This window comes from Rhizobium sp. BK456, assembly GCF_014194045.1.
GTDB classification, from domain to species: Bacteria; Pseudomonadota; Alphaproteobacteria; order Rhizobiales; family Rhizobiaceae; genus Rhizobium; species Rhizobium redzepovicii.
In genome coordinates this window covers 13,677-29,512 of sequence record NZ_JACIAO010000005.1, presented here as the reverse complement: position 1 = coordinate 29,512, position 15,836 = coordinate 13,677, and the positions used below count along the sequence as shown (strand labels likewise).

At 61.7% G+C, this 15,836-nt stretch carries 16 protein-coding genes; 6 read left to right on the top strand and 10 right to left on the bottom strand.

Annotated elements, in window-relative coordinates; genetic code table 11:
* Position 1: 1 nt before the first annotated feature.
* From FHX03_RS15555 to FHX03_RS15535, 5 genes are all read right to left on the bottom strand, one after another.
* The gene (locus FHX03_RS15555; protein ID WP_131710792.1) at positions 2-748 is read right to left on the bottom strand and encodes a FadR/GntR family transcriptional regulator; all 747 of its coding nucleotides are present in this window, start codon (positions 746-748) and stop codon (positions 2-4) included.
* Positions 749-925: 177 nt separating this feature from the next.
* Entirely contained in the window at positions 926-1,690 is a 765-nt protein-coding gene (gene kduD / locus FHX03_RS15550) for a 2-dehydro-3-deoxy-D-gluconate 5-dehydrogenase KduD (protein ID WP_269465997.1), read from the bottom strand.
* Positions 1,687-2,523, bottom strand: a complete 837-nt coding sequence (gene kduI / locus FHX03_RS15545) for a 5-dehydro-4-deoxy-D-glucuronate isomerase (RefSeq protein WP_097629723.1) — start codon at positions 2,521-2,523, stop codon at positions 1,687-1,689. Before kduI ends, kduD begins: the two co-directional genes overlap by 4 nt.
* 605 nt (positions 2,524-3,128) lie before the next feature.
* Positions 3,129-3,275: a DUF1127 domain-containing protein gene (locus tag FHX03_RS15540; protein ID WP_011428254.1), complete on the bottom strand. Its 147-nt coding sequence runs from the start codon at positions 3,273-3,275 to the stop codon at positions 3,129-3,131.
* 189 nt (positions 3,276-3,464) lie between these two features.
* Positions 3,465-4,445, bottom strand: a complete 981-nt coding sequence (locus tag FHX03_RS15535) for a 3'-5' exonuclease (RefSeq protein ID WP_131710790.1) — start codon at positions 4,443-4,445, stop codon at positions 3,465-3,467.
* Between the two features lie 115 nt (positions 4,446-4,560).
* On the opposite strand from FHX03_RS15535, the gene FHX03_RS15530 reads away from it, so the two are divergent.
* Together FHX03_RS15530 and FHX03_RS15525 are read left to right on the top strand one after the other, a co-directional pair.
* Positions 4,561-5,829 carry a flavin monoamine oxidase family protein gene (locus FHX03_RS15530; RefSeq protein WP_183854428.1) on the top strand — a complete coding sequence of 423 codons (1,269 nt, stop codon included), beginning with the start codon at positions 4,561-4,563 and terminating at the stop codon, positions 5,827-5,829.
* A 227-nt stretch (positions 5,830-6,056) separates the two neighbouring features.
* Entirely contained in the window at positions 6,057-7,088 is a 1,032-nt protein-coding gene (locus FHX03_RS15525) for an aldo/keto reductase (RefSeq protein WP_097629720.1), read from the top strand.
* A 98-nt stretch (positions 7,089-7,186) separates the two neighbouring features.
* Here FHX03_RS15525 and FHX03_RS15520 read toward each other — a convergent pair whose 3' ends face one another.
* Positions 7,187-8,971, bottom strand: coding sequence for an APC family permease (locus FHX03_RS15520; RefSeq protein ID WP_183854426.1), 1,785 nt, complete (start codon positions 8,969-8,971; stop codon positions 7,187-7,189).
* Positions 8,972-9,223: 252 nt separating this feature from the next.
* Here FHX03_RS15520 and FHX03_RS15515 point away from each other — a divergent pair, with 252 nt between their 5' ends.
* The 4 genes from FHX03_RS15515 (at position 9,224) to FHX03_RS15500 (ending at position 13,072) form a co-directional block, all read left to right on the top strand.
* Positions 9,224-11,593, top strand: a complete 2,370-nt coding sequence (locus tag FHX03_RS15515; RefSeq protein WP_183854424.1) for a DUF1989 domain-containing protein — start codon at positions 9,224-9,226, stop codon at positions 11,591-11,593.
* Between the two features lie 294 nt (positions 11,594-11,887).
* Positions 11,888-12,097 (top strand): cold-shock protein, encoded by a 210-nt coding sequence (locus FHX03_RS15510; RefSeq protein ID WP_003548109.1) that lies wholly within the window; start codon positions 11,888-11,890, stop codon positions 12,095-12,097.
* Positions 12,098-12,322: 225 nt separating this feature from the next.
* Positions 12,323-12,547, top strand: a complete 225-nt coding sequence (locus FHX03_RS15505; protein ID WP_097629716.1) for a hypothetical protein — start codon at positions 12,323-12,325, stop codon at positions 12,545-12,547.
* Positions 12,548-12,691: 144 nt separating this feature from the next.
* Positions 12,692-13,072: a DUF6481 family protein gene (locus FHX03_RS15500; RefSeq protein ID WP_097629715.1), complete on the top strand. Its 381-nt coding sequence runs from the start codon at positions 12,692-12,694 to the stop codon at positions 13,070-13,072.
* A gap of 41 nt (positions 13,073-13,113) precedes the next feature.
* On the opposite strand, the gene minE is transcribed toward FHX03_RS15500, so the two are convergent.
* The 4 genes from minE to FHX03_RS34925 all read right to left on the bottom strand — a co-directional run bounded on the left by minE (position 13,114) and on the right by FHX03_RS34925 (position 15,799).
* A complete protein-coding gene (gene minE, locus FHX03_RS15495) occupies positions 13,114-13,374 on the bottom strand; it encodes a cell division topological specificity factor MinE (protein ID WP_097629714.1) in 261 nt (86 codons plus the stop codon).
* Positions 13,371-14,186, bottom strand: coding sequence for a septum site-determining protein MinD (minD, locus tag FHX03_RS15490; protein ID WP_003594851.1), 816 nt, complete (start codon positions 14,184-14,186; stop codon positions 13,371-13,373). Before minD ends, minE begins: the two co-directional genes overlap by 4 nt.
* Positions 14,187-14,263: 77 nt before the next feature.
* Positions 14,264-14,986 (bottom strand): septum site-determining protein MinC, encoded by a 723-nt coding sequence (gene minC, locus FHX03_RS15485; RefSeq protein ID WP_097629713.1) that lies wholly within the window; start codon positions 14,984-14,986, stop codon positions 14,264-14,266.
* Positions 14,987-15,196: 210 nt separating this feature from the next.
* A complete protein-coding gene (locus tag FHX03_RS34925; RefSeq protein ID WP_097629712.1) occupies positions 15,197-15,799 on the bottom strand; it encodes a PAS domain-containing protein in 603 nt (200 codons plus the stop codon).
* Positions 15,800-15,836 lie beyond the last annotated feature (37 nt).

Genomic DNA, 15,836 nt, shown 5'->3' with positions numbered 1-15,836 from the left:
TTCAAGAGGAAGTGCTGGCGTCGCGCAGTTCTTCGAAGCGGGCGGCGCTCTTCGACAGGTGAGTTCGAATAGCGCGGCGGGCGGCGGCTTCCTCGCCGTCGCGGATCGCCGCGAATATCGCATGGTGCTCCCGGCGCATGCGGGCCGCATGGCGCTTGCGCTCGGCCGCCGTCATCTTGTCCAAGCGCGCCCATTGCCGCGGCACCATGAGGTCGCCGAATGTATCGAAGAGGCGGCCGTAATAGGAGTTCTGCGTCGCGACCAGGATCGACCGGTGGAAGGCGTAATCCTCCTGCGCGCCGTATCCGCCCTCCTCCAGCGCCTTGTCGAGCGCATCGAGCCGAGCCTGCATACGGGCGAGATCTTCAGGCGTGCGCCGCAGCGCGGCAAGACCGGCGGCTTCGTATTCGACCCCCATGCGCAGCTCCAGCACGCGAAGGATCTCGTCGATCGACTGCAGGTCGTTGGGAATGATCGAGAAGGATCGCGGGTTGGGATCGTTCGAAACGAAAGCTCCAAGCCCCTGCCGCGTGGTGATCAGGCCCTTGGCGCGCAGCGTGGCGAGCGCCTCGCGGACGATCGTCCGGCTGACGCCGGTCGTCCGCATGATCGCTTGTTCGGTCGGCAGACGCTGGCCGGGCTTCAGATCGCCGGACTCGATCTGCGCCATCAACGTATCGGCAAGGCCGCTGCGCAGGTTCGACGGCTGGCGAATGGTGTTGAAGACCGCGTTGTCCCTGTCCGTCATTTGTGTCGAATCCTGCCCTCGATGCGGCTGCGCTGGCCTCATGTCCTTTTGCTAACGCATGCCGGTAGGAAAGGCAAAACGACCTCGATCACGGCAGCTCTATGCGACCGCGCCGCGCGTTTCTTCAGACGCGCGGCGCTTAGTACTTTGAATATGCAGCCGTCGTTCCGAGGCGGATCACCGCGCCAGCCAGCCGCCATCGACGGGCAGCACCGTTCCATGCACATAATCGGAGGCCGAGGATGCCAGGAAGACGGCGGCCCCTCCAAGTTCGGCAGGCGTTCCCCAGCGCCCGGCCGGAATGCGCGAAAGAATCGCGGCGTTGCGGTCGGCATCCTCGCGTAGCGCCGTGGTGTTGTTGGTGACGAAGTAACCGGGGGCGATGGCGTTGACGTTGACGCCCTTGCCGGCCCATTCGCAGGCAAGCAGCTTGGTCAGGCCGGCAAGGCCGCTTTTCGAGGCGGTATAGGACGGGATGCGGATGCCGCCCTGGAAGGAGAGCAGCGAGGCGATATTGATGATCTTGCCCCTGCCCTTCTCGACCATGTGGCGGCCGGCCGCCTGCGACAGGAAGAAGGCCGTCTTCAGGTTGACGTCGATTACCGCGTCCCAGTCTTCCTCGGTGAAGTCGAGCGCATCGGCGCGTCGGATGATGCCGGCATTGTTGACGAGGATGTCGAGGCCGCCGAAGGTCTGGATGGCCTCGGCGACGATACCCTTGACCGGTTCGATGGTGCCGAGATCGGCCTTGACGACATGAAAGCGGCTTCCCGCCTGCTTCACCAGCGCCTCGGTTTCCTCCATCGAGGATCGCCCGACCGCGACGATCGAGGCGCCGGCCTCGGCCAACGCTGCCGCGATGGCCTGGCCGATGCCGGTATTGGCGCCGGTGACGACGGCAGTCCTGCCTGTGAGGTCGAAGGGATTTGCCACGGCGCTCACCTCAGATCCGCAATAGCGATGTGATCCATGTCGGTGAAGCTCTTATTGTCGCCTGCCATTGCCCAGATGAAGCTGTAATTCTTGGTGCCGGCGCCGGAATGGATCGACCAGGGCGGCGAGATGACCGCCTGCTCGTTGGCGACCAGCATATGCCGGGTCTGCTGCGGCTCGCCCATGAAATGGAAAACGCGCTGCTCGGCTTCCAGATCGAAATAGAGATAGGCTTCCATGCGGCGGTCATGCGTATGGGCCGGCATGGTGTTCCAGACGCTTCCGGCTTCGATCATGGTGAAGCCGAGGGTGAGCTGGCAGGACTGGCAAACCTCGGGATGGATGAACTGGTAGATCGACCGCTTGTTGGCCGTCGCGGCGTCGCCGGGTGTCAGGTGGCGGGCCTTTTCGCGGGTGAGCAATACCGTCGGATGTGTCTGATGAGCCGGCGTCGAGACCAGATAGAACTTGGCCGGATTGGCGGCATCCACGCTCTCGAACCGCACGTCCTTGGCGCCCTTGCCGGCATAGAGGCAATCATATTTGGCAAGATCGTAGCTCGTGCCGTCGACGATGATGCGGCCGGCGCCGCCGATGTTCAGCGCGCCGAGTTCACGCTCGGCGAGAAAGGTTTCCTGGCCGATCGCCGTCGGCGCCGTCAGCGGCAATCCATCCGCCAGCGGTGTGGCGCCGCCGATGACCATGCGGTCGTAATGGGAATAAGTCAGCCGGATCTCGCCGCCCGCAAAGACGGTTTCCACCAGAAAGTGACGCCGCAGCGTCTCGGTGTCGTAATTGCGCACGGCCTCGGGATGGGAGGCGTGCCTCACGTCGATCTGCATGTCAAAATTCCTTCAGTTTCGTTGTCGTCAAGCGTCGTGCTCCAGCGAAGCCGGACCCGTTCGGCGATCCGTTTCGCTCGGAAGTGAACCGAATGGTTACATAGTTGTACGACAAATTCGGAGTCAATATGTTTCTGCAGCACGCAGCCACAACCGGCGGCGATCTCGGAAATCACCAGCAAAATCAGGGATAAACAGGAAAGAGCCACCATCGCCCGATAACGGATGGCGAGCCGCGGTTTTCGGCGCTATTGACCAAAAACGAAAAAGCCTGCCGCGGGAGGAGGTGCGGCAGGCTTTCGAAAAAAACCGAACGACAGCTGGGAGGAGGAGTGCTGCCGTTCCCGCAGACGACCCTGGGAGGAGGATGGGGCGCCTGCATCTCGAAGGGATGCGGGAGGAGGTGCATCGCTTCGATAGAAATAATCATACTTATTTCTTGCTCAGTTGGTAGGCATTTCTTTGCAGGGCAGCTATGCGTTATGCGAAAAGCGGGCGGCTTGATCACGCGGTCCAGGCCCGACTGAAGCGCAAAAGCAAAGCGCCCGCTTCTGAAGAAAGCAGGCGCCGGCCAAACTCTTAATAAATGCTTAGTCTACAGTCCGTTAGCGGGCGATGGCAGCGCGCGCGACGTTGCGGATGTCGCCGCGGCCGATGCCGAGGTCGTCCAGTTCGCGCGTGGACATACGGCCCAGTTCAGCGACCGTCTGACGGTACTTGCGCCAGTTATTGAAAGAGCGTGCTACGTTCATGATGATCCCCTTTCCGCGGGCTTTCGAAGCCTAGCTGCCAGTCCTTGGCGCTTCGTTCGCTTCGATGAGAGGTATATAGTACGAGCCCTTCGATAGTTGCAGCGCCAATGCATCACTGCACCTATGCGACATTTGCATGGGTCGGCATATTTGGGTGTATTTTCGATCAGGGTCCGAACCGCTTCGCGGTCAGAGTTTGAAGCGGTCGAAGGCCGTCAGCCGCACGACTGGCGGCTCCGCCTCTTTCCACCGGTAAATTTCCGAGCGCAGATAGGAAAGCTCGTCGTCGAGATCGTCTTCGCCGACTTCGATCCACCAGGACTTCAGCCGGCCGTCGCTGCCATCCGACCAGCGATAACCCCTCGCCTTTAGATGGTCCTTCATCTCGAACGGGCTGTGTTCGGCGAAGATGCGAATACGCGAGCGCTGGCTGGCGCGGTAAAGCTCGGCGAACGGGCTTTCACCGTCGCCCTGCTCCCGATCGAGGATTTCCAGCAGCGCGTGGCAGTCGTCCACCGCGCGATGGCCGTCATGAAAATAACCGGCCTGGCCGACGAGATAGCCGAGCTTGGTGCCTTCGAAGCCGCGGGCGCTCCAGTCGATCTCCGACACCGAGCACGCCCAGGCCTTGCCGGCGAAAATCCTTGAGAAGGCCTCGCAGAACGGCCGGTCGAAACCGGCATTGTGGGCGATGATCAGATCGGCCGGCTCGATCAGGGCGCTCAACGGCCTTATATCGATGACCTGGCCTTCGACCATCGCATCTGTGATCCCCGTCAGCCGGGTAACCTCCGGCGGTATCGGCCGCGACGGCTGTTGCAGGCCGCCATAAATGCCGACGATATCGCCGATCGCGCCGTCATCGTCGAATGTGAAGGCGACGGCGCCGATTTCGATGATCTCGTCGTTGCGGTGGTTGAGACCTGTTGTTTCCGTATCGAGAATGACGCCAAGCCGCGAAAATTCCGGCCGTCTGACCGTTGCGATCGGCCGGGCTGTCAGTTTCCGCAGGACGCGGTAGTTGCCGCTTTCTTCAAGCGTACGCGCCATGTCCTCATCGGAACTGGCGGCCGGCTGCGACGTCGGCCGGCGCGAGGGAGCGCGCGCCCTGGCGACTGCCGGCGACGGCTTGGCAAACATGTCGAGTTGCGAATCTCTCTGCACGCTCATCGAACCTGTATGTCACGCAGACGCGGTTTAATCCATCGCGCGCGGCTCTATCCCCAGCCCTTGCCTTTCCTGGACATGCAAGCTTAGCTGAGCGCGAGCAGCCAAAGGAAAAGCCATGCCCGGTGATAATGGTACGAGTGTCGAACAGGACGTCGTCATCATCGGCGCCGGCGCCGGCGGCGTTGCCGCCGCCCGGCGTCTGCAGGCGATCCGTCCGGATCTGTCGATCCTGCTTCTGGAAGCCGGCGACCGTCTCGGCGGCAGGGCCTGGTCGGTCGGACTGCCGGGAGCATCCGACATCGCGCTCGATCTCGGCTGCGGCTGGCTGCACGGCGCGCGAACCAATGCCTGGACCGGTATTGCCGACGAGGTCGGATTGAGGGTCGACCGCACACCGGCGCCCTGGAACGGCGGCCGGCGGCTGCAGCGCGACGATGCGGTAACCCAGGCCGCGCAACAGGCGATCGGCGCCTATTTCGACCGGCTCGACAGTCATGAAGGCGATGACACAAATCTGGCCGCGATGCTCGAACCCGGCAATTCCTGGAACGGCCAGATCCGGGCGATCGGCACCTATATCACCGGCGCCGAGCTGGAACGCTCGTCGGTCGTCGACTACACGAGATACGACCCCGGCCCTGGCCCCGATTGGCGGGTGCGCGAGGGCTATGGAACATTGATCTCCCGTTACGGCAGGCCGGTGCCGGTAAGGCTTGGCGTCGAGGTCACGCGCATCGACCACCGCCATGCCCACCGTATCGACATGGAGACGAGCCAGGGTGGGCTCAGCGCCCGTGCGGTGCTGGTGACTGTTTCCACTACTGTCCTTGCCGCCGGCAAGATCGCCTTCGACCCTCCCTTGCCTGAGAAGATCGAGGCGGCGGCGCGCCTGCCGCTCGGGCTCGCCGACAAGCTCTTCCTCGGGCTTGCAACACCGGAGGCGCTGCCGGCCGATACCCATATGCTCGGCTCTATCAGCCGTGCTGCCACCGGCACCTATCAACTCCGGCCGCTCGGCGCTCCTGTCGTCGAGGCTTATTTTGCCGGCGACCTCGCCCATGATCTCGAGCGTGAGGGCAGCGAGGCCGCCTTTTCCTTCGCCGGGGATGAACTGGCGGCACAATTCGGCGCAGATATCCGCAAGCAATTGTCGGTGGCGGCGATCTCGGCCTGGGCCGCGGCACCCCATATCGGCGGCTCCTATTCCTATGCCGAGCCGGGCGCCTCCGATCTGCGCGGGGTCCTCGCAGCACCGCATGATGAACGGATCTTCTTTGCCGGCGAAGCCTGTTCGCGTTCGCGTTATTCGACGGCGCACGGCGCCTACGAGACCGGCGTTGCCGCAGCCGATTTGATCGCCGGTTCGTTTTCGACAAAAGCGTAAGCCGCAGTCCGCGACGGCCTGCGGGAATATCTTTTCCCACTTGTGGCACGGGCGGGATTGGTTATGCTGCCCTCGCCCCTGCGCCAGATTGAGCCCAGGGCGCCAGACGTCATCCGGCGGCACGCGGCCGCCTCAAGCTCGATATTGTCATTAGATTGCGGAAGCCCCGGCTTCTACCCAAGGCGATTTTGCGCGTCGGCTGCGGGCATCCGCATGAGGAGGAAGAAATGGATTATCGCAAGCTCGGTCCCAGCGGGACCGTCGTCACCGCCTATTGCCTGGGCACCATGACCTTCGGCGCGGAGGCCGACGAAGCGTCCTCGCACAAGCTGCTCGACGATTATTTCGCCTGGGGCGGCAATTTCATCGATACCGCCGATGTCTATAGTGCCGGCAAGTCGGAAGAGATCATCGGACGCTGGTTGAAGGCCCGACCGACCGAAGCCCGCCAGGCGCTCGTCGCCACTAAGGGCCGCTTTCCGATGGGCGACGGACCGAACGATATCGGCCTGTCTCGCCGGCATCTCGGCCAGGCGCTCGACGATTCTCTGCGCCGCCTCGGCCTCGAGCAGATCGATCTCTACCAGATGCATGCCTGGGACGCGCTGACGCCGATCGAGGAGACGCTGCGCTTCCTTGACGATGCGGTTTCCTCAGGCAAGATCGGCTATTACGGCTTTTCCAACTATGTCGGCTGGCATATCGCCAAGGCCTCGGAGATCGCCAAGGCGCGCGGTTATACGCGCCCGGTGACGCTGCAGCCGCAATATAACCTGCTGGTGCGCGACATCGAGCTTGAAATCGTCGCCGCCTGCCAGGACGCCGGCATGGGGCTGTTGCCCTGGTCGCCGCTTGGCGGCGGCTGGCTGACCGGCAAATACAAGCGCGACGAGATGCCGACCGGCGCCACCCGTCTCGGCGAAAATCCCAATCGTGGCGGCGAATCCTATGCGCCGCGCAATGCGATGGAACGAACCTGGGCGATCATCGCCGTTGTCGAGGAAATCGCTAAGGCGCACGGCGTCAGCATGGCGCAGGTGGCGCTCGCCTGGACGGCGGCACAGCCGGCAATCACCTCGGTGATCCTCGGCGCCCGCACGCCGGAGCAACTGGCCGACAATCTCGGCGCCATGAAGCTCAAGCTCTCTGATGATGACATGACGAGGCTCAACGAGGTCAGCGCCCCGCGGCCCTTCGACTATCCCTATGGCAAGGGCGGCATCAACCAGCGCCATCGCAAAATCGAAGGCGGCCGCTGAGCTTCGGTCCATAAGCAACAAGCTGTCTCAGATCTGCAGCCACCAACGCAAAAAGCCGCCATGTTTTTTCATGGCGGCTTTTCTGCTTGGGAGACGATTTAGGCCGGAAGCTGGAAGATCACGTTGGCGATCAGGACGATTGCCAGGCCGCCGGCGAGTGCCAGATAGGGCAGCATGCCGGCTTTCTTGACGCCGAGATCCTGGCCGACGAGGCCGAGATCCTCCATTGCGCCTGCCGGGAATTTGCCGCCGTCGCGCACATAGTGGCGATAGGCGAAGACCGGCAGGATCAAGGCGGCGAAGATGAAGCCGACCCAGAGTGCGTTGGAATAACCCCAGACCTTGGCGCCGGCGCCGAGGAACAGCGCGTTGACGAAGGCAAGCACGGTGTTGAGGCCGATCAGCCAGGTCGGCGCCTTCCATGGGCGTTCGATATGGCCGGAATCCATCCGGTGGATCCAGCCGGAATTGAGGTTCAGGAAGTTGAAGATGATGTAGCCGACATTCGAGACGGCGAGCACGAAGAAGTAACCGCCGGTATCCGAGGCGATGGCCAGCAGGAAGAGGTTGAAGGCGAAATCGGTCCACATCGCCCGTGTCGGCGCACCGTGTTCGTTGACGTGGTCGAGATATTTCGGCAGCCACCCGTCCTTCGAGCCCTGGTAGAGCGTGCGCGAGGAACCGGCCATCGCCGTCATGATGGCGAGGAAGAGCGCCATGATCATCAGCACGACGAGCAGCTGGGTGATCACCCGGCCGGCGCCGATCAGGCCGCCGAGCGCTTCGGCAACGCCGGTGCCGTCGACGATGCCGGGCGCGAGCATGCCCGCATGACCGAGAACGCCCTGGAAGGCGAAGGGCACGAGGAAGAAGAACAGGCAGCAGGCAAGGCCGGAATAGAAGATCGCCTTGAAAGTGTCGGTCTTCGGGTTTTTGAGTTCGCGGGTGTAGCAGACGGCGGTCTCGAAGCCGTAGGTCGACCAGGCGGCGATATAGAGGCCGCCGAGGAAGAGCGTCCAGCCGCCGTTGCTCCAGCTGCCGTCGGCGCCGGAATAGGCGGCCGTCGGCGGCACGAGGCCGGTGACGTTGGCGGCAAGGATATGGCCGCTGACGATCGGGTAGAGGCCGATGATGAGCAGCGGCACCAGCACGATGATCGCCAGCCACTTCTGCACGCTGGCGGTTTCGGAGATGCCACGATGCTGGATCGCGAAGATGATCAGCATCAGGATGCCGCCGATGAAGAAGGTGGCATTGACGTTGGCGGTGGCGAGGAAGGGAATGCTGAAGCTGACGAGCGACCAGCTGCGGATCCACGGCGTCAGCGCGGCGACGCCGTCGGTGCTCAGCAACGCCTTGACGGCGTCATCGGGCGTCGTGCCGGCATGGGCAGCAATATATTCGGCGACGCGGGGGCTATCGGCCGTGATGGACGCGGCATGCGCGGAGATCCAGTCGAGGACCATCTGCGAATCTGCCGCCGGAATTGGGAAGAATGCATTGAGAATATAACCGGCGGCGATGGCGCAGCCGAGCGACAGCACGGGCGACCAGGCAAACCAGTTGCACCAGACCGACAGCGGCGCGATGAACTTCGAATAACGCAGCCATGCGGTGGCGCCATAGACCGAGGCGCCGCCGGATTTGTTGGCGAACATGCCGGCGATTTCGGCGTAGGTGAAGGATTGCAGGAAACCCATCACCATCGAAATGATCCAGACGACGAAGGCGAGCTTGCCCGTCGTGCCTGCAATGCCGCCGATGGAGAAGAGAACGAGCGGTGGCACGCCCGCCGCCACCCAGAATGCGCCCTTCCAGTCGAGCGCGCGTACAAGCTTACCTTCGGTGCCGGATGGAATCCCGGCCTCCACAACGTCTGTCATCGGTGAAATTCCCCATTCGATTTGTTCCCGGACGTATCTTTGTACGTCTCCCTGAACGTGTCTCCCTGACAGTCTCAAGCCCGCCCGGATGATTTTGGCGATCCGTGTCCCGACGGATTCCCGAGTCTCGACCCTTTATGCATAGTGAAGATATTTTCTTTTTAGTCAACTCGACTTTACTTTCCCTCGCCATTTTGTAACCTGTATGGGTGGGCGCCGAGGGGCATCCCGATCCTCCCCAATGAGGGCAGAATGCGAGAACTTCATCCTGTTATGACGGGCCTGCGGCCCGCGGCTCCGAGCCTCGTGCGTTATCCCGGCATCCCTGCCCTGCCGGAGGGGACGGAACGCTACAGAGCAAAGGGCGGCGGATCGGTCGTCGTGCGTGTCGAGTCCGGAGATGGCGTCAGCGTTATCGACAGCGAGGGCGGACAGGTTTGCGAGATCTCCTTCCTCGATGAGAAAGGCCGTTTCCTGGCGGCAGGCCTCGGAACAACATTCAGCAATTCAGCCGACGGGTTAAAGGCCATTCTTCAAGAAGAGGATGAAAGTGCCGCCCGCACGCGCGCAGCGCTTGAGCGGCGCGGCGCCGATCTTGCGGCGGCTGGAGCGCTCAGCATTTTCGGGACGGGATCGAGCCCGGGCAACCGGGCTGAATTCACTGTTGCCATGAAGGGACTGCTGATCGTCGCAGCACCCGCCGGTGCGATGTCTCCGGAGGCGCAGGATACGGCGACGCCGATCGAGGTGAGGATCAAGCGCAGCCTGCTGATCCGCGATTATGCCTCCGCCCTGCCGGAACCGGCCGCCGACCCCATCGAGGATATCCGCATCCGGGCGGCGACCGCCGCAGCCTATTTCGTGCGTGCCGGCGAATTCATCCAGATCATTGATGTTTATGGACGCCAATGCACCGATTTCCAGGCTTTCGCCGCCCGCAAGGTCGACAAGGGCCTCGATCTCGCGCTGGATTCCACGGTGACCCGCACGCTGCTCAGCCGCAGCTATCCGATGCCCGGCCTGCCCTCCAAGGCCTTCGACCGCGACTTTGAGCCGCTGGTTGAGATCGTCCAGGATACGGTCGGGCGCCACGATGCCTTCGCGACCGCCTGCAATTCGCGCTATTACGATGACATGGGGTATCCCGGCCACGTCAACTGCACGGACAATTTCAACGCGGTGCTGGCGCCTTACGGCATTGCCGGCCGCAAGGGCTGGGAAGCGCTGAATTATTTCTACAACACCAATATCGACCACAACAACCAGCTCTACCTCGACGAGCCCTGGTCGCGCCCAGGCGATTACGTGCTGATGCGGGCGCTGACTGATCTCGTCTGCGTCTCTTCGTCCTGCCCCGACGATATCGACGCGGCGAACGGCTGGGACCCGACGGATATCCACGTCCGCACTTTTTCCGGAAAAGAGAAATTCTCACGAGCGGTGGCCTATCGCATGACCCCAGATGCCGACGCCGAATTGACGCGCGAAACCGCCTTCCATCCCCGTCTCTCCGCCTTGACGCGGGACTATGCTGAATATCGCGGCTACTGGCTGCCGAACCGCTTTTCCGCCGAAGGGCCGGTCGAGGAGTATTGGGCCTGCCGTGAGCGCGCCGCCGTCATCGACCTCTCGCCCTTGCGGAAGTTCGAGGTGACGGGGCCGGATGCAGAGGAGCTCCTGCAGTACTGCCTGACGCGCGACGTGCGCAAACTGTCGACCGGCCAGGTCGTCTATTCCGCCATGTGCTATGAAAACGGCGGCATGATCGATGACGGCACGCTTTTCCGGCTCGGCGATAAGAATTTCCGCTGGATCGGCGGCGATGATTTCAGCGGCGTATGGCTGCGTCAGCAGGCCGAGAAAAAGGGCTTCAAGGCCTGGGTCCGCTCGTCGACCGATCAGATGCACAATATTGCCCTGCAGGGCCCGAAGAGCCGCGATATCCTGGAGGACATGATCTGGACGGCGCCGCGCCAACCGACGATCGGCGAACTCGAATGGTTCCGCTTCACCGTCGGCCGCATCGGCGGTTTCGAGGGCGCCCCGGTCGTCGTCTCGCGCACGGGTTATACAGGCGAGCTCGGCTACGAAATCTTCTGTCATCCGAAGGATGCGCTGACGGTGTTCGACGCCGTCTGGGAAGCAGGGCAGCCGCACGGGTTGAAGCCGATGGGCTTGGAGGCGCTCGACATGGTCCGCATCGAGGCGGGCCTGATTTTTGCCCATCACGAATTCACCGACCAGACGGACCCGTTCGAGGCCGGCATCGGCTTCACCGTGCCGCTGAAATCCAAGCAGGATGATTTCATCGGCCGCGAAGCGCTGATCCGGCGCAAGGAGCATCCGCGCCATCTGCTCGTCGGCCTCGACATTAAGGCCAACGAGGCCGTCGGCCATGGCGATTGCATCCATATCGGTCGGGCCCAGATAGGCGTCGTCACCAGCGCCGCCCGCTCGCCGATCCTAGGCAAGACGATCGCGCTCGCCCGCATCGACGTGATGCATGCAAACCCCGGCACCGAGGTCGAAATCGGCAAGCTCGACGGTCACCAGAAGCGCCTGCCGGCGACGATCGTGCCGCTGTCGCATTATGATCCGCAGAAGACGCGCCCTCGCTCGTAACGCATGCATTGGTGACGCCGATCCGTTCCGGGCCTTGCCGATGACGCGTCACGCACCGGCGACAATGTAAAGCGGCGGCGATGCAACCTTTTAGAGAATATAGAGTTTCAAAAAACTGAAAGTTGACAAATTCGGGTTGAGTGATTATATCGGCATTGTCGATATTGCTTGTTTGACTTTTGTTATCGCACGCCGACAACGTGCCCTGGACGAACTTCCCTCTTCAAAATCGAGATTATCATCCGTCGTGCATTCCGCACGTGCGGCCTGTCAATTGCTATGAAAGGGTTTGTTATGACCACTGGCACAGTTAAATGGTTCAATTCCACCAAGGGCTTCGGCTTCATCCAGCCTGATGACGGCGGCGCTGACGCCTTCGTTCACATCTCTGCCGTCGAGCGCGCCGGCATGCGTGAAATCGTCGAAGGCCAGAAGATCGGCTACGAGCTTGAGCGCGATAACAAGTCGGGCAAAATGTCCGCTTGCAATCTTCAAGCTGCCTGAAATTGATATCGGCTTTCCTTTGACCACGGATGTACTGGCACTGTTGAAAGCGTGATACCGGCGAGGTCAGGCACATTGCCTGGCCTTTTTGCTGCGCTCGAGCGGGCCACTGCACCATTCCTTAAATCGGAATCGATCTAAGGAATTATGCAGCAAGTCAAAGTGTTCCAGCGTCCTTTGCACGTCTTGAGACGGGCGGCGCTGTCACGAAAATCCAGGACTGATATGACAGACACACACAGCAAATCGCGCCAGCGGGCGGAGATCGCCTTTGGAAACGTACAGTCGCAATTCCTGGCGCGCAGCCGCGCGGTCGAAGAGATCGATCAGACCGTGCGCGCCCGCGAGGAAAAGACCTTGAGATTGCGCGAAGCCCGTGAGGCCAAGGAATTGCAGGATCGCTTGATGGCGGCCGCCGGCACAGCCGTGAAGCGAAAAAAGAAAAAGTGATTCAAGATCTAGATGATTTCAAGCCGGATTGGCATAATAGCATTCGGATCCCAATCGAATACATAGAGCATAGGGTCATGCGAAAGCCGCACAGTTTTCGGCAATCATGCTCTAACGTCGCAGCCAAACAGTCAGGTAACAGAATTGAAAAACGCCAGAAACAATGAGCTTTCCGATCGTCGCAGCGCCGCTGCCGAAGCAAAGGCCGCTCTCCTCAATGCGTATCGTGACGCCAAGGATAAGGCTGAGCCGACTCGGCTGGCAAAGCAAGCGGAGCGTCAGGCCGTCGCTGCCGCCAGGGAAGAACGCCGCGCCGAGCGCGAACGGGTAAAGCGTGAGGAACTGGAGCAGGCGAAAGCCGCGGAAGCAGAACGCCAAGCCGCCGCGGAGGCTGCAGCACGCGCCGACGCCGACGCGCGCGAAGCAGCTGACAAGGACCGGATCGCTCGCGTCATTGCCGACGAAGCCGCCCGGAAGGCCGCACGCGACCTGCGTTACGCCAATCGGAAAGCCAGAAAGTCGTGACTGTCAGCGCTGCCTGTCGTCACAACAGGCAGCGCCCTCTTTCAAGCGGCCTGCACGGCTGCGTTCAGCGGGATTTCGACATCGATCTCGAGCGTCGAGACGAATTCGTTGCGATCGATCGTCACCTGCACCTTGTCATGATCGAGTTCGACATGCTTGGCGATCACCGCAAGGATTTCTTCGCGCAGCAGCGTGACCAGGTCCGACCCGGCCGAGGAACGTTCGTGGGCAAGAAGCACCTGCAGGCGTTCGCGAGCGGCCGGGGCGGTTCTCTGCTTGTTGAAAAGACGGAAAATACTCATGCCGCCCTCCGTCCGAAGATCTTGCCGAAAATATTGCGCTTTTCCTCAGGGATCGCCATCGGCACCAACTCGCCGGCGAGCCGGCGGGCGGCATCGAAATAGGCCATCGCAGCCGGGCTGCGGCTTTCTGCCAGCGTGACCGGCGCACCGATGTTGGAGGCGCGCAGGACGTCCATGCTTTCGGGCACGATGCCGAGCAGCGGGATGGACAGGATTTCCAGCACGTCATCCACCTTGAGCATGTCGCCGCGCTCGGCGCGGTTGGCGTCGTAACGGGTGAGAAGCAGGTGCTTTTCCATCCGCTCGCCGCGTTCGGCCTTGGCGGTCTTGGCATCGAGCAGGCCGATGATGCGATCGGAATCGCGCACCGACGAGACTTCGGGATTGGTGACGACGACGGCAACATCGGCATGGCGCATGGCAAGCGTTGCGCCGCGCTCGATCCCGGCCGGGCTGTCGCAGATGATCCAGTCGAAATAGCGCTTCAGGTCGTTGATGACCCGTTCCACGCCCTCGGCCGTGAGATTGTCCTTGTCGCGCGTCTGCGAGGCCGGCAGCAGGAACAGCGTCTCCAGCCGCTTGTCGCGGATCAGCGCCTGGGTGAGCTTGGCGTCGCCCTGGATGACATTGATCAGGTCGTAGACGACCCGGCGCTCGGCGCCCATGACCAGGTCGAGATTGCGCAAGCCGACGTCGAAATCGACGACGACGACTTTTTCATTGCGTTGCGCCAGCGCCGCTCCCAATGCGGCGGTCGAGGTTGTCTTTCCGACCCCGCCCTTCCCTGACGTGACGACGATCACTTTCCCCATGTCTCTCTCCTTTGCCGCAGTAATTCGAAGTGTCTCAGCATCCTTCACGCGTTTCTCAAAGCCGCGCGGCGCTGTCGTCAGGTCATTTTTTCCGCCATGATCGCATCGTCTTCGAGCCAGAGCTGAACAGCCTGTCCACGAAGATTGGCGGCCATGTCTTCCGCCATTTTGTAAACGCCGTCGATTGCGACCAGCTCGGCTTCCAGCTTGCGGCAAAAGATCCGCGCCGATGCGTTGCCGATGGACCCCGCCATGGCGCGGCCACGTAGCGCCCCATAGATATGGACCGACCCGCCGGCGATGACCTCGGCGCCGGAGGCGACCGATCCGATGACCGTGACGTCGCCTTCCGGGAAGATCACCGATTGCCCGGAGCGCACCGGCTCCCTGATGACGATCGATTGCGTCGTTGCCGGGCGGATCGCGGCGACTTCAGGTTTCACCGGCGAACCGGCGGGCTCATTGGCCTGAACCTCGATGTCTGAAGCGGAGCGGCCGCCTTTGAGCGCCGGCGGCATGCCCGCGCCGAGAATGGAAGGCCGTGCGCCCTCGATGCCCATGATGCTGACATTGCGCTTGGCCAGTTCGGCAATCAGCTCTTTCAGCTGCGGCCGGTCGATTTGCAGGTCCGTCAGATCGAGCACAACAGGCCGTCCGAGGAAGAAGCCGGCCGAACGCGCGGCCAGATCGTCGAGCCTCGCCAACCAATCATCGAAAGGAAGGTCCGGAGACAACATGACGGCCAGAAAGGAGCGGCCCTTGATGCGGATAGAGCGAGCGTCTGTTAGCACTTTGGTCATCTATGTGAAGAAATCGTTGACCATATCTACCGCTGCTATGGTTAACAAAAAGTTAACGCGGCCTTAATATTAGCGGCAATGACAAGCGTTTTTTCAACCGCGAAATTGAAGCAAGTCATTGAAAATACGTGGTCATATTTGATATGGCCGCACGGTTAACAACTGCGTTTTCGACCTGAGCCGTAAATATTTCCTTGCTAGCGGAAACGCTCAGCCTTCGGCCTTGCGTTGCGCCTCGGAAATGGCGCGCGCGGCCTCTTCGGAGGAGTTGGCAAGCATGCGCATCTCGGCGGCAAGCACGGCAAAGCCCGATCCGGCGGTGCCGGCGCGGGCTGCTTCGATGCCGGCATTGACGGCAAGCAGCTTCAGGTAGCGCAGCGATTGCAGGATCTCGTTGGTCTTCGAAGCGGTGACGCGCATGTCGGCGGTCCGCTCGTCGATTCGCTGATAGAGCGATTCGATGTTGATGATGCTGCCTTCGAGGTAGAGAAGCTCGCCCTTCGGGTCCCATATGCCGCCGCCGGTCTCCGTCACCCAGATCAGATGGCCCATCGCATGGCGGATGCGGTATTCCATCGTCCAGTCCGCGCGCTTCTCCAGCGCCCGGCCGACGATTTCGTCCATCAAGGGAACGTCTTCCTCGTACATGATCGAGGTGAAGGTCCGCGCACGGTTGCCGATGATGTCGTCGGCGGGGTAGCCGAAAATGCGCTCGATGCCGTTGGTCATCTCAAGCATCGTATAGTTTTCATCGGCACGGCAGCGATAGAGAAAACCGCTCATGCGTCCGAGGATGCTCGTTTGAAAATCCATGAGGGCCACGTTCGAAGAGAAGAGTTGCGGATGGATT